This is a genomic window from Stenotrophomonas sp. 169, assembly GCF_014621775.1.
GTDB lineage: Bacteria > Pseudomonadota > Gammaproteobacteria > Xanthomonadales > Xanthomonadaceae > Stenotrophomonas.
In genome coordinates, this window is record NZ_CP061204.1 from 3,208,629 (window position 1) to 3,221,371 (window position 12,743).

General features: G+C 63.2%; 12 protein-coding genes. 6 read left to right on the top strand and 6 right to left on the bottom strand.

Annotated elements, in window-relative coordinates; genetic code table 11:
• Positions 1-81 precede the first annotated feature (81 nt).
• Positions 82-1,308 (top strand): MFS transporter, encoded by a 1,227-nt coding sequence (locus ICJ04_RS13905; RefSeq protein WP_223202898.1) that lies wholly within the window; start codon positions 82-84, stop codon positions 1,306-1,308.
• Here ICJ04_RS13905 and ICJ04_RS13910 read toward each other — a convergent pair.
• Entirely contained in the window at positions 1,283-2,176 is an 894-nt protein-coding gene (locus ICJ04_RS13910) for a LysR family transcriptional regulator (protein ID WP_188324807.1), read from the bottom strand. The two genes, ICJ04_RS13905 and ICJ04_RS13910, sit on opposite strands and share 26 nt — an antisense overlap.
• A gap of 172 nt (positions 2,177-2,348) precedes the next feature.
• On the opposite strand from ICJ04_RS13910, the gene ICJ04_RS13915 reads away from it, so the two are divergent.
• Entirely contained in the window at positions 2,349-3,386 is a 1,038-nt protein-coding gene (locus tag ICJ04_RS13915; RefSeq protein ID WP_188324808.1) for an alpha/beta hydrolase, read from the top strand.
• A 127-nt stretch (positions 3,387-3,513) separates the two neighbouring features.
• Here ICJ04_RS13915 and ICJ04_RS13920 read toward each other — a convergent pair whose 3' ends face one another.
• Positions 3,514-4,476: a LysR family transcriptional regulator gene (locus ICJ04_RS13920; protein WP_188324809.1), complete on the bottom strand. Its 963-nt coding sequence runs from the start codon at positions 4,474-4,476 to the stop codon at positions 3,514-3,516.
• Positions 4,477-4,578: 102 nt separating this feature from the next.
• Between ICJ04_RS13920 and ICJ04_RS13925 the strand changes: the two genes are divergently transcribed.
• Together ICJ04_RS13925 and ICJ04_RS13930 are read left to right on the top strand one after the other, a co-directional pair.
• The gene (locus ICJ04_RS13925; RefSeq protein ID WP_188324810.1) at positions 4,579-5,682 is read left to right on the top strand and encodes an alkene reductase; all 1,104 of its coding nucleotides are present in this window, start codon (positions 4,579-4,581) and stop codon (positions 5,680-5,682) included.
• A gap of 52 nt (positions 5,683-5,734) precedes the next feature.
• Positions 5,735-6,118: a nuclear transport factor 2 family protein gene (locus tag ICJ04_RS13930; RefSeq protein ID WP_188324811.1), complete on the top strand. Its 384-nt coding sequence runs from the start codon at positions 5,735-5,737 to the stop codon at positions 6,116-6,118.
• Positions 6,119-6,305: 187 nt separating this feature from the next.
• Here the strand turns inward: ICJ04_RS13930 and ICJ04_RS13935 are convergent, their stop codons facing one another.
• Entirely contained in the window at positions 6,306-7,508 is a 1,203-nt protein-coding gene (locus tag ICJ04_RS13935) for an MFS transporter (RefSeq protein WP_188324812.1), read from the bottom strand.
• A 32-nt stretch (positions 7,509-7,540) separates the two neighbouring features.
• Positions 7,541-8,767, bottom strand: a complete 1,227-nt coding sequence (locus tag ICJ04_RS13940; RefSeq protein WP_188324813.1) for an MFS transporter — start codon at positions 8,765-8,767, stop codon at positions 7,541-7,543.
• Positions 8,768-8,902: 135 nt separating this feature from the next.
• On the opposite strand from ICJ04_RS13940, the gene ICJ04_RS13945 reads away from it, so the two are divergent.
• On the top strand, positions 8,903-9,487 hold the full coding sequence (locus ICJ04_RS13945) for a TetR/AcrR family transcriptional regulator (RefSeq protein WP_188324814.1): 585 nt from the start codon (positions 8,903-8,905) through the stop codon (positions 9,485-9,487).
• 318 nt (positions 9,488-9,805) lie between these two features.
• Here the strand turns inward: ICJ04_RS13945 and ICJ04_RS13950 are convergent, their stop codons facing one another.
• Together ICJ04_RS13950 and ICJ04_RS13955 are read right to left on the bottom strand one after the other, a co-directional pair.
• Entirely contained in the window at positions 9,806-10,276 is a 471-nt protein-coding gene (locus tag ICJ04_RS13950) for a DMT family transporter (protein ID WP_188324815.1), read from the bottom strand.
• A gap of 8 nt (positions 10,277-10,284) precedes the next feature.
• The gene (locus tag ICJ04_RS13955; RefSeq protein ID WP_188324816.1) at positions 10,285-11,679 is read right to left on the bottom strand and encodes an amidohydrolase family protein; all 1,395 of its coding nucleotides are present in this window, start codon (positions 11,677-11,679) and stop codon (positions 10,285-10,287) included.
• Positions 11,680-11,819: 140 nt separating this feature from the next.
• Here ICJ04_RS13955 and ICJ04_RS13960 point away from each other — a divergent pair, with 140 nt between their 5' ends.
• A complete protein-coding gene (locus ICJ04_RS13960; protein WP_188324817.1) occupies positions 11,820-12,725 on the top strand; it encodes a LysR family transcriptional regulator in 906 nt (301 codons plus the stop codon).
• Positions 12,726-12,743 lie beyond the last annotated feature (18 nt).

The window sequence follows — 12,743 nt, forward strand, 5'->3', positions numbered from 1 at the left end:
CATGGTCTCCGGTGCAGCGCGCCGGATGCTGTCGCATCCCATGTTGCGGCAGCACCCTGACTCCCCCTAAGGCTGTTTCCCATGAATCCTGTCACCACATCCGCCGCTGCGGAGCGTGTACCCGCGCCCGTTGCCGACGCCCCCGCGCACTGGGCCGGCGTCTTTGCCATGACCCTGTCCGTGTTCGGGCTGATCGCATCGGAGTTCATGCCGGTGAGCCTGCTGACCCCCATCGCGACGTCGCTCGGCGTCAGCGAGGGGTGGGCGGGCTACGGCATCGCCATTTCGGGCGCGTTCGCCGTCATCACCAGCCTGTCCATCCGTCGCATCGCGGGTGACCTGGACCGCAAGACCCTGCTCCTGCTGCTGACGGCGCTGATGGGCGTTTCCGGAGTCATCGTCAGCCTTGCCCCGAATTACCCGGTCTACATGGTCGGACGGGCACTGATCGGCGTCGTCATCGGTGGCTTCTGGTCCATGTCCGCCGCCATCGCGATGCGGCTGGTGCCACCGCAAAGCGTGCCCAAGGCGCTGGCGGTGTTCAACGGCGGCAACGCGCTGGCCACCGTCGTTGCCGCACCGTTGGGCAGTTACCTGGGCGGCATCATCGGCTGGCGCGGTGCCTTCATGTGCCTGGTACCAGTCGCGCTGGTCGCACTGGTCTGGCAGTGGATCAGCCTTCCTTCGTTGAAGGTAGCAACGCGCTCCGGCGTGACGCCCAGCGTCTTCGCCGTACTGAGGCGGCCACTCGTGCTGCGTGGCATGGCAGCTGCGGGCATGTTCTTCTGTGGACAGTTCATGCTGTTCACCTATCTGCGTCCATTCCTGGAGACCGTGACACGGGTGGATGTGGCCACGCTGTCCCTGATGCTGCTGGCGCTGGGCGTGGCGGGCTTCATCGGCACCGTGCTGATCGGCAGCTTCATCAAGACCAGTGTGTACCGCCCCCTGATGATCATTCCGCTGCTGATGGCCGCCATCGCCCTCACCCTTACGGTGGTCGGACAGTCCGGCAGCGCGGTTTTCGTCCTGCTTGCAGTGTGGGGACTGGTGGCTACGGCCGCGCCGGTGGCCTGGTGGGCCTGGCTGGCCAAATCGCTGCCCGATGATGCCGAGGCCGGCGGTGGACTGATGGTGGCGATCGTGCAGTTGGCGATCGCGCTGGGGTCCACGGTAGGCGGGCTGCTGTTCGACGGCAGCGGTTACCGCGCGACCTTCACCGCCAGCGCCGTCGTGCTGGTGGTCGGTGCGCTGCTGGCCGCGCTGACCGCACGTACGACGATCACGTCGGGTATCGCAGCGCGTTGACGAGCGCAGAAAACGCAGGCGATGGCTGGCGGCGGTTGGGATAGTAGAGGTGGTAACCGGCGAACGTCGGGCACCATGCATCCAACACCTGCACCAGTTCACCGCGGGCGATGTGCGAAGCGACAAGATCCTCGGTGACGTAGGCCAGGCCGATACCATCAACGGCCGCGTTGATGACGTGGTACATGCTGTTGAAAACGAGCTGCCCCTCACCCTTCACCGTGAACTCTTTCCCGTCCTTCTCGAACTCCCAGGCGTAGATGCTCCCCGTCGGGCGGTGGCGGATGTTGACGCAGGGCAGCCCGGTGATGTCATACGGCGTGGTGGGCGTGGCGTGACGCTGGAAGTACGCCGGCGAACCCACCACCACCAGTCGCCAATCCGGACCGATGCGTACCGCGATCATGTCGTTGCTCAACGCCTCACCCAAGCGGATCCCCGCGTCGAAACGCTCCAGCACGACATTGGAAAAGCCATAGTCGACATGGAACTCCAGCGTAATGTCCGGATAGGCCGCAAGGAAGGCGGCCAGCCGCGGACGTATCACCATCTCGATGGCATCGTCGCTGCAGGTGATGCGAAGGGTTCCCGCCGGTCGGTCGCGCAGGTCACCAAGCGCCTCCACGCTCGCACTGATGGCATCGAAATGCGGGCCGATGGAGCGCATCAGGCGTTCGCCCGCCTCGGTGGGCGCCACGTTGCGCGTTGTCCGCGCCAGCAGCCGCACACCCAGCCGTTCTTCCAGCTGCCGCATGGTGTGGCTCAGCGCCGACGCCGACACGCCCAGCCTGGCGGCCGCCTTGGTGAAGCTCTGCTCCTGCGCGACAGCGAGGAAGGCTTGCAGATCATTGGTCTTGAACCCTGCCATTGCTGATTCCGCCCAGGCGCCTACGTGGTGACCGACAGTATCACCGCGATTGGTGAGCAGGGCTCAGTAACCCTTCAACAATGCACCGGCTAATCAGGGGCATTGCGGGCGGCTACCGTGGACTGCGCCATTCCTGTGCGACGCCGCCCTGCCCTCTTACCGAGTAGACCCGATGAAACACCTTGCCCTGTTGCTGGCGCTCACCGCCAGCACATTCACCGCGATGGGAGCCACCATGCCGAACGGCGCAGACAATTTCTACCGAAGCGACGACGTCACCATCGAGAAAGTGAGCTTCAAGAACCAGTACCACATGGAGGTCGTGGGCAGCCTCGTGCGCCCCACGCATCCACCTGCCAGCACCGCCAACTTGCCCGCGGTGATCGTGGGCCACCCGATGGGAGCGGTCAAAGAACAGAGCTCCCTGCTGTACGCGCAGAAGCTGGCAGAACACGGGTTCGTGACCCTGGCCATCGACCTGCCTTTCTGGGGCGAGAGTGCCGGCGAGCCGCGTAATCTGGTGGCGCCGGAGATGTACAGCGAAGCGTTCAGCGCGGCGGTGGACTATCTGGGGACCCGTGATTTCGTCGACCGCAGCCGGATCGGCGTGCTCGGCATCTGTGGCAGCGGCAGCTTTGCCATCAGCGCCGCGAAACTGGATCCACGCCTGCGTGCCATTGCCACGGTGAGCATGTACGACATGGGCGCGGTGACACGCCACGGCCTGGGGAGTTCGGTATCGCTGCAGCAGCGCAAGGACCTGTTGGCGAAAGCAGCGGAGCAGCGCTATGCGGAGTTCACCACGGGCCAGGGCGTATTCCTCGACTATCTGCCCGTGGAACTGCCGGCCGACGCCGATCCGGTGACGCGGGAGTTCTGGGCGTTCTACCGCACGCCGCGCGGCATCTCGATTCCGCAGGGCCGTACGCTGGAAACCACGCAGAACCGCATGCTGACCAGCGAGGTGCGCTTCATGAACTTCTATCCGTTCACTGACATCGAGACCATCTCGCCGCGCCCCCTGTTGTTCATCGCCGGTGACAAGGCGCATTCGCTGGAGTTCAGCCAGCAGGCCTACGCGCTCGCCGGACAGCCGAAGGAGCTCTACCTGGTTCCCGGCGCAGGGCACGTGGATCTCTACGATCGCGTGGATCTGATTCCATTCGACAAGCTGGTGGCGTTCTTCACCCGCACGCTTGCAGGCACCTGAGGCTGCGTACAAAGCTGAAGTGCACAGTGGCATCGATGCGGGCGACTTTACCTTCCTGATCAGGGCGATGTAGCCGTCGTGGCCCGCGAGCTGCGGCTATCGCCCCTGAGCAGCTCGACCACGCTCGCTACGCTGCATTCTTGTCCGTCATGAAGTCGATGAATGCACGAAGCTTGCCTGGCATATGCGTTCGATGTGGGTAGTACAGATGGAATGCATCGTCCATTCCACTGTGCTGTTGCAGAACTCGCTGCAATCGGCCGCCCTCCAACTCCTGCTTCGCAAACTCCTCAAACACGAAGCCGATACCTTGGCCCTGGACGGCGGCATCCACGACAGACTTCATTTCATCGAAGAGGAGGCGTCCATGAACCTCGATCTGGACGGTCTGCCCATCAGCATCGAACTTCCAGTCGAACCATCGTCCTCCCCCGGAGTAGCGCTGTCGTATGCAGTCATGCTGCAGCAGATCGTCAATCGTCCTGGGCTCTGTCCGCCCCTGAAAGTAGTTTGGCGCAGCCACCACGATCCGTTTCTGCGCAGCCCCGAGCTGCTTGGCGACCATATCGTTCTGCACTCTTTTTCCCATTCGGATGCCGATGTCATAGCCACTACTGACGATGTCGCCAAGCACGTTGTCCAGTGATATCTCGACATGGATCAAGGGAAACCTGGCGAGGAACTCAGGAAGATGCGGCTCGATCAATGTCCGGTAGGCCACGTAGGAAGAATTGACCCGCACGGTGCCAGAGGGCTGGTCGGTCGCCTGCAGCGTCTCTGACAAGGAGTTCCTGATCAGCGCAAGCGCGGGTGACAACGTGGAGCTGAGTGACGCCCCCGCTTCGGTCAAGCTGACGCTGCGCGTGGTCCGGTTGAAGAGCCGGACATTCAACTGCGCCTCCAGGGCTTTGATGGTGCGGGACACCGCGGTCGGGGTAACGCCCAGTTCGCCTGCAGCCTTGGAGAAGTTCAGGTGACGGGCCACTGACTCGAACGTCAGGAGTCCTTGCAGATACACCGGGGGAGCAGAGTGACCATTTGCCGCACTGTCACCCTGCGCTACAGACCGGATTGTGAACTTATTGTCCATACCGTATGTCCCGTTGTGTCTATTCACGTCATTATCGCACGCTCGCATACTCCTGAAATCAGATGAATTCAGCAGGCAACCCGGTTGCCGAAAGGAACAGCGATGATGCCCAGCACCTCTCCCAGTGATCTCTTCTCTCCGGTAGCCTTCGGCGCGCTGAAGCTGGCGAACCGGATCGTCATGGCGCCGCTGACGCGAAGCCGCATGGGCACGGATGGTGTGCCGAACGAGATGCATGCGCGGTACTACGCACAGCGGGCCAGCGCCGGCTTGCTCATCAGTGAAGCCACCAACATCTCCGCTCAGGGGCGGGGCTACGACCTGACGCCCGGTATCTGGTCGGAAGAACAGGTGGCCGGCTGGAAAGTAGTAACCGACGCAGTACACGCGGCCGGTGGCCTGATCGTCTGCCAACTGTGGCATGTGGGGCGTTTCTCCCACGTGGACCTGCAGCCGGATGGAGCCCAGCCGGTCGCACCGTCGGCGATCCGGGCAGAAGGGCAGACGTTTACCGCGAAGGGAATGCTCGATGTCTCGCCACCCCGGGCGCTGGAGACGTCCGAGATTCCGGGCATCATCCAGCAGTATCGGCATGCCGCCGAATGCGCAAAGCGCGCCGGCTTCGATGGTGTGGAAGTGCATTCGGCCAACAGCTACCTGCTTGACCAGTTCCTGCGCGACTCCACCAACCAACGTGACGACGCGTACGGTGGCACCATCGAGAATCGCAGCCGACTGACGCTGGAGGTCACGGCTGCAGTGGTTGAGGTCTGGGGTCACGACCGGGTCGGCATCCGGATTTCGCCGGTGACGCCTGATGCAGGCAACACGCCCTTGGACAGCCAGGTGATGAAGACCTACGGCTACCTGATCGAGCAGCTCAACCGATTCCAACTGGCCTACCTGCACTTTGTGGAAGGCGCCACGGCAACCTCTCGCGTGGTGCCGGAAGACGTTGATCTGGACGCACTGCGCGCCCTCTTCAGCGGCCCCTATATCGGCAACAACAACTACGACCTGGCGTTGGCGGTGAAGCGTCGGGAAGAAGGCAAGATCGATGCCGTAGCGTTTGGCCGCCCGTTCATCGCGAATCCGGATCTCGTGCGTCGATTGAAAGAAGGTGCCGAGCTCGCCGTCGCGCCGCGCGATACGTACTACGGAAATGGTGAGAAGGGCTACACCGACTGGCCGACGCTCGCCAACTGACGCGAAAGCGTACCGAACGGCCTCAACCCCGCACGTCAATCAAGGAACCGTCATGACCGAATCAACCTACGTCCAGGATTACCGCGCCATCGCGGAGGTACTGAACCAGTACATCGCGGGCTGCAGGCAGGGCCAGAGCAGCATCATGAAGCCTGCATTCGCCCCGCAAGCAACGATGTACAGCATCGACCCCGAGGGCAAGCTGTCGGGTGGGGCCATCACGGTGCTGTTTGAAGGTATCGACACGCACTTCCACCCCTCTCCTGACGCTGAGGCGGAAGTCACCCGAATCGAAATCGTCGGCACAGCGGCCAGCGCCCGCATTGATGCCAATGGGATGTCGGGCCTCTCGTTCACTGACTTCTTCCACCTGCTGAAGATCGATGGCAAGTGGCTGGTCATCAGCAAAGTGTTTCAGACCCACGCGGCACCTTGACCGCGCGTCCGCACGGCAACTCCATACCCTCGTAGGTGCCTCAAGCAGTCGGCGCATGCCGCCGACTCCTTGAGCGCGCTGGCGCCAGGCACGCACAGTCAGGAACTTCTTCCGATGTAGGCGTGGCTGCTCAACCAACTCAGATTTGATGACCCCATTCTTTACGACGCTCCCACGCCCAAGACGATTACCCCCGCACCCACGGCACCGCGCGCGGCAGGCAGCGCGCAATCAGGCAGAGGATCAGTGCGGCCAGTGACAGCGCTGCCGCAATCCACAGATTCCCTTGGATCCCAGCGCGATCCAGCCACCAGCCTCCCGCCCAGGCTCCGGCCGCAATACCGATGTTGAACACGCCCACATACAACGATCCGGCAACCTCCATCGCCCGGGGGACGGCTTTCATCATCCAGGTCATCAGACCCACCGACACGCCTCCATACGTCAGTCCCCACACCACCAGCACGACGATAGCGCCCCCAAAGGACGTACCAACGGACAACAGCAGCAGCGGCGTCAACAGCAACCCGACCGAAAGCGCTACAACTGCCGGCCACGTACGACGCGCAGCGAGTGGGCCCATGACGAAGTTACCGGCAATCCCTGCGACGCCGTAGGCGAACAACAACGCGCCCATCCAGCGTGCATCGATGCCGGACCAGGCCGCAAGCAAGGGACGCACGAAGGTAAACACCACAAAGTGGCTGGACACCAGCAGCAAGGTCAGCAGCAGCCCCACCTGCAAGGCACGGTTGCCCAGTTGCTGCAGAAACAGCCGCGCAGTCGTACCCAGCGCTACGGGCAGTGCGGGCATGACGCCCAGATGCAGCAGCAACACCAATGCACTGAACGCCGACATCGCGAAGAATACGGCGCGCCAGCCGAGCGCCTCGCCGATCATCGTGCCCAGCGGGACACCCAGCACAGAGGCCGCCGCCACGCCGCCAAAGATGATCGAGGTCGCCAAGCCGACACGGTGTGCAGCCACCAGACGTGCAGCCAGCCCGCCCGCGATGGCCCACACGCCGCCCATGCACAGGCCCACCAGCGCCCGCGCCGCGAGCATCGATCCGATGCCTGGTGCCAGCGCCGATGCAAGGTTGGCCACCACCAGCAACGCCAGCAGTGCGCGCAGGATCAGTCGGCGGTCAAGCGTGCCGGCGGCGATGACGAGCAACGGTGCACACACTGCCGCCAGCAGTGCGGGCAGCGAGATCAGCCAGCCAGCGTCGCCGGCACTGATGCCCAGTGCGTCGGCAATGGGAGTCAGCAATCCCACCGGCAACATCTCGGTGGTGACTACGGAAAACGTGGACAGGCCTACGGCCGAAACGGCCAGCCAGGGATGACGCGCGAGCGGCTGGGCGGCCGCCGACGAGGGGGTGGGCATGGGAGTGACCTCTAACGGGACAGGAGTCGATATCAACCGGCGTCGGTGACGGTTCGCGCGATGGGTTCAACGCGATCCAAGCGCCCAACTGCGAGGCTGGCCATCAGGGCGCTGATCAGGACGAGGCCGCCCGCGCAGAGCGCAACAACGAACCCAGCCGACGGCCCCATGCGATCCACCGCTTGACCCGAGGAGGCAGCGCCTGCCGCCACGCCGACATTCAGGCCAGCCAACAGCCAGGTCATGCCCTCGGTAACGCGATGCGCGGGCACCTGCCGTTCAACCAACGACATGGCGACGATCATGGTCGGCGCGAAGAACAAACCGGCCACCAGTACCGCCAGTGCCAGCGGAACAACAGCCGCGACGTACAGCAACGGGAGCGTGGTGAGCGCGGTGGCGACGCCGCCCCACAAGAGCAGCCGATGCAGGGGAAACGGGAACACCCGCGCGCCGAACAGCAATCCTGCCGCGCAGGAACCGAGGGCGTATGCGGAAAGAACGAGGCTGGCTGCGGCGGGTTGGCCAAGGGATGCAGTGAAGGCAACACTGGTGATGTCGATGGTGCCGACAATGAGGCCCATCGCCAGCATCAACAGGACCAACCAGCGCACACCTGGCAAGGTGATCATCGATCGCTGTCTGCCCCGTGCCAGGGCGTTGGTTTCCACGGCAGGCTCGGTGCCCCGCTGCACCACCAGTGCGGCTACTCCGACAGCCAGCAGCACAGCCGCCGCCAGCACACCCGCTTGTGGCAGCAGCCCGATCGACAGCGCAACCGCGATGGGCGGGCCGGCAATGAAGCTGAGCTCATCGAACACCGTTTCCAAGGCGAACGCGGTCTGCAACTGCGGACGCCCCCGGTGCAGCGCGGTCCAACGTGCGCGGATCATCGCCGAGACGCTAGGCATGCACCCCGCAAGCAGGGCGCCGGCAAACAGCATCCAGTCCGGCGCCTGCACGAAGGTGCTGACGGCAAGGAGCAACAGCCCGGCGATGCTGATGGCCGTGGCAAGGGGAAGCACCCTGCCCTGTCCGTGCCGGTCGACCAGCCGCGAAACCTGCGGTGACACAACGGCGTAGGTGAAAACGAACACCGCCGACACCGCGCCTGCAAGCGCATAGCTTCCTTTTACGGCGGACAGCAGGGTGATGATGCCGATGCCGGTCATCGGCAATGGTACGCGTGCAATCAGCCCGGCCAAGGCGAGGGCGCGGGTGCCGGGCGTGTCGAAGAGCTCGCGGTAAGGCGTTGCCATTGGGTTCTCCAGAAGGGTCCGCGCTTGCCTCAGGCAGGATTGGACATGACAATACATACAGTGCGTATGAATAAGAGGCTACATTCATACGCCACGTATGTAAACGATCATGCATGCCCACCACCAGGAGCTCCGATGGTTCGCCGTACCCGTGCAGAGATGGAACAAACCCGTGCCAGCCTGATTTCTACCGCTCGACGGGTGTTCAGCGAACACGGCTACGCCGCGACCTCCATGGATGACCTGACGGCCCAGGCAGGGCTCACGCGTGGCGCGCTGTACCACCACTTCGGGGACAAGCGCGGCCTGCTGGCAGCGGTGGTCGACCAGATTGATGCAGAGACCGACGCACGTCTGCAGGCGATCAGCGACCAGATGGACGACCCGTGGGAAGGCTTCCGTCAACGCTGCGGCGCTTACCTGGACATGGCGCTGGAGCCGGACATCCAGCGCATCGTGTTGCGCGATGCACGTGCCGTGCTGGGCGGTGCCTCACCGGATTCGCAGCGCTACTGCGTGACGTCGATGCAACGGCTCATCGAAGGGCTCATCGAGCGCGGCGTGATTGCAAAGGTGGATGCATTGGCGCTGGCCTCACTGATCTACGGCAGCCTCGCCGAGGCCGCGTTCTGGATTGCGGAAGGCGATGACGGAAACGTGCGCCTGGTGCAGGCGAAGGCAGCGCTCGATCTGTTGTTGAGGGGGTTGAAGGTTGCGTAGAGTCAGGTTGTGTCCTGGCATGGCTGCAACGATGAGCGGACGCAGGTGCCGAGATGCTGCGGCGACTGCTCGACAACGATGGCTGGGTAGAGTCCACCGGCAGGATGGCGGCGCTGTGCCGCGACGTTCGCTGATATCCCTGGGTTGACTCAGGAGAGAGCTTGTACGCTATCCAGCGTCTGAAATACGCGGCGCTTTGGCGACGGAGATAGCTGACATTGGTGGGTCCGCTCCGGCGGCCAAGGCAAGGTCTGCAAGCGCGGACTATATGCTTGCCCCTCGATGCATGCCTGCGTCGGCCATCTCGCCGTCACGCAATCAATCTTGACAACGCTCTCCGAACAGAGAGATGGCAAGCCCCATCATCATGATCAGCGCACCTGCAAGCTTGATGATGGAAACAGGGCGATGGGCAGAACCCAGTAACGCAAAATGGTCGATGGCGAGTGAGGACAGCAGCTGCCCAGCGATGACCAGCCCCACCAGCGCGGCCATGCCAATGCGGGGTACTAGGATTACGTTGCTGAGCAATGCGAATGCGCCCATCACACCTCCCAGCAGCACCCAGGCCGGCTGCGCGGGGATGCCTGCGAGCAGGCTCAACGTATCACCCCGCACGAGGCCGATGATGGTGAGCGACAACAGACCCACCATGAATGAGAAAATGGCGGCTGCGACAGGGTCGCCACCCAGGCCTTTCGACAACTGTCCATTGAGCGTTGTCTGCAATGTGACGGCCATTCCCGCAACCATCGCCAACGGAAAGTCCCAAACGCCGAAGCTGTTCATGGTGGTCCTCAGTTCGGGGCGAGTGCGGGGAAGGACGTGCCGAACACGTCCGGCTCATAGCCGGCTGCAGAGAACAGGTGCTCGCAGGATTCGTCCACCGCAGCGCGCAGCTTGGTCAGATCCAGGCCGCACATCTCGCCACCCCGCTTCAGCACGCGGCCACCGACCATCACCGTGTCGATGTTGCTGCGCTCAGCGGCGTGCACCACCGTTCCGAACGCATTGTTGGACGGATACAGATTGATGTCGCCGGTGCGGAACAGCACGATGTCTGCCTGCTTGCCCGGCTTCAGGCTGCCGATCTTGTCCTGTAGCCCTGCGCAAGCCGCACCATCGAGCGTGGCGGCCTCGAGCAGGCGGTGGGAATTCAGCGGGTCCTGCTTTGTGCCAGCAGTACGTGGCGGGCGTGCGTTGACACGCAGCACGCGCTCCAGGTAATAGGCCACGCGCATTTCCATGAACATGTCGCCGCTGTAGGACGTCTCGTTGTCGACGCTGAAACCAGGGCGCAGCCCATGCCGGACCGCCGCATCCCAGGCAAACATGCCATCTTCGATGCCGTAGTGCGCGTCCGAGCGCGGGCAGACATTGATGTGCACACCGGCATCGCGAAGAATTTCCCAGCCCTCATCCTTAAGACAGGTGCAGTGGTTGAAGATGTTGTCCGGTCCAAGCAGGCCTTGGGCATGGAGCTCGGGGAGCTGGGCGCCCATCTGTTCACCGAAGAACTCGGTGACGATCGGGATGCCCAGCCGGCGCGCCTCGGCCCAGAGCTCCGGCTCGATGTTGGCCATGGTGGCCAGTGTGACCAACTCGTTGGCCGGGTCCTTGAAGTACTTTTCCTGCAGGCGCTCAAGATTGCCCGGCCAGTGTGCGCGGTCCCAGGTGCCAGAAACCGGCGCACCTGATGCATGCAGCGCACGGATACCGGCATCGAGCAGCGCGTCGACTGCCGCGTCGGAGTGCGCGGCAGTGCGGCTGTTGTGGGAATTGTCGATCACCGTGGTGATGCCCGCATCAATCGCTCCCAGCGCGGACAGCAGGGTGCCCACATACATGTCCTGCGGCCGGTAATGCTTGGCAAACGAGAAATGTGTGGCGTTGGAGTAGTGCTCCAGCGTCTCGGCGTTGGAGTTGATCCGTCGCAGCTGCCCCTCCCAGGCGTGGCGGTGGGAGTCCACCATGCCCGGAATGGCGATCATGTCGTTGGCGTCGATGATAACGGCGTCCTCTGCGCTCACGTGTTCCCCAACGGCAGTGATGGTGCGTCCCGTGACCAGGATGTTCCCCCGCACAAGGTTGCCCACGTCCGGGTCCATGCTGATGATGGTTGCGCCTCGGATAAGCGTCTTTTCGGCAGAAGATGCGGAATGCTGAAGGATGTCTCGCGAGTAGGTGCTCATTGAGGAAGGCTCGGCTTCTGGAATGCAGGCACTCTATTGCCGTCCTTCCGTGCGAAAAAGCCGCTTTTACCGGTTTTATTATTTGTAAAATCGGCATAATCTGGATCGAACGTGCCGTCAGCCCAAGGGGGGTGAGCGAAATGGATCGAATCCTCGCAATGCAGGTCTACGTGCGCGTGGTGGAAGCCAAGAGCTTCGTGCGTGCCGCCGAGGCCCTCTCCCTGCCTCCCTCCACCGTCACCGGTCTGATCAAGGGCCTGGAAAAGCACCTGCGCGTCCGCCTGCTCAACCGGACAACGCGCAGCGTCAGCCCCACCTCGGACGGCGAACGCTACTACGCCCAGTGCCGCGAGATCCTCAACCTGATCGAACAGGCGGAGACCGGCCTGAAGCCCGCGCCAAAGGACCTGCGGGGGCGGTTGAGGATCGACATGCCGGGCGGCATCGCGCACTCGGTGATCCTTCCGAATCTGGAAAGTTTCCGCCGCCAGTATCCCGAGATCTATCTGATGATCGGCGTGGGTGACCGACCGGTGGACCTCGTCCAGGAAGGCGTGGACTGCGTGATCCGGACTGGGCCGCTGGAAGACTCCAGCCTCGTGGCCCGGCCGCTGGGAAACTTCAGTTGGATCACCTGCGTCGCGCCAAGCTATCTGGAGAGATATGGCGTCCCGCAATCACTTGAAGACCTCGCCGGCCACCGCGCGGTCCACCATTTCTCCCCTGGTTCGAGGGGCGGCGGCAACCTGCTCTTCTCTGTCGATGGGAAGCGACGGGTGGTAGCCATTGACGGCTCGGTTGCCGTGAATGAGACCGAGCTCTACATCAAGCTGTGCATGCAGGGATACGGCTTGGCACAGTTGCAACGCGTACTGGTCGAGAAGCAGTTGCGCGATGGCAGCTTAGTCGAGGTGCTGCAGCAGTGGCGTCCGCCGTCGGTGCCGGTTTCGATCCTGTATCCGCATCACCGCTATGGATCGCCCATCGTCCAAACATTCACCGCTTGGGCTACAGCGCTTTTCTCCGCCAAGAGCGAGAAGGCATAGATCGCGAACTCAGCCGTC

What these genes read in the sequence shown, in the direction of transcription:
- ICJ04_RS13955 (WP_188324816.1), bottom strand. Translation starts at nt 11,679, where the DNA reads ATGAGCACCTACTCGCGAGACATCCTTCAGCATTCCGCATCTTCTGCC.
- ICJ04_RS13940 (WP_188324813.1), bottom strand. Translation starts at nt 8,767, where the DNA reads ATGGCAACGCCTTACCGCGAGCTCTTCGACACGCCCGGCACCCGCGCC.
- ICJ04_RS13960 (WP_188324817.1), top strand. Translation starts at nt 11,820, where the DNA reads ATGGATCGAATCCTCGCAATGCAGGTCTACGTGCGCGTGGTGGAAGCC.
- ICJ04_RS13910 (WP_188324807.1), bottom strand. Translation starts at nt 2,176, where the DNA reads ATGGCAGGGTTCAAGACCAATGATCTGCAAGCCTTCCTCGCTGTCGCG.
- ICJ04_RS13935 (WP_188324812.1), bottom strand. Translation starts at nt 7,508, where the DNA reads ATGCCCACCCCCTCGTCGGCGGCCGCCCAGCCGCTCGCGCGTCATCCC.
- ICJ04_RS13920 (WP_188324809.1), bottom strand. Translation starts at nt 4,476, where the DNA reads ATGGACAATAAGTTCACAATCCGGTCTGTAGCGCAGGGTGACAGTGCG.
- ICJ04_RS13925 (WP_188324810.1), top strand. Translation starts at nt 4,579, where the DNA reads ATGATGCCCAGCACCTCTCCCAGTGATCTCTTCTCTCCGGTAGCCTTC.
- ICJ04_RS13915 (WP_188324808.1), top strand. Translation starts at nt 2,349, where the DNA reads ATGAAACACCTTGCCCTGTTGCTGGCGCTCACCGCCAGCACATTCACC.
- ICJ04_RS13945 (WP_188324814.1), top strand. Translation starts at nt 8,903, where the DNA reads ATGGTTCGCCGTACCCGTGCAGAGATGGAACAAACCCGTGCCAGCCTG.
- ICJ04_RS13950 (WP_188324815.1), bottom strand. Translation starts at nt 10,276, where the DNA reads ATGAACAGCTTCGGCGTTTGGGACTTTCCGTTGGCGATGGTTGCGGGA.
- ICJ04_RS13905 (WP_223202898.1), top strand. Translation starts at nt 82, where the DNA reads ATGAATCCTGTCACCACATCCGCCGCTGCGGAGCGTGTACCCGCGCCC.
- ICJ04_RS13930 (WP_188324811.1), top strand. Translation starts at nt 5,735, where the DNA reads ATGACCGAATCAACCTACGTCCAGGATTACCGCGCCATCGCGGAGGTA.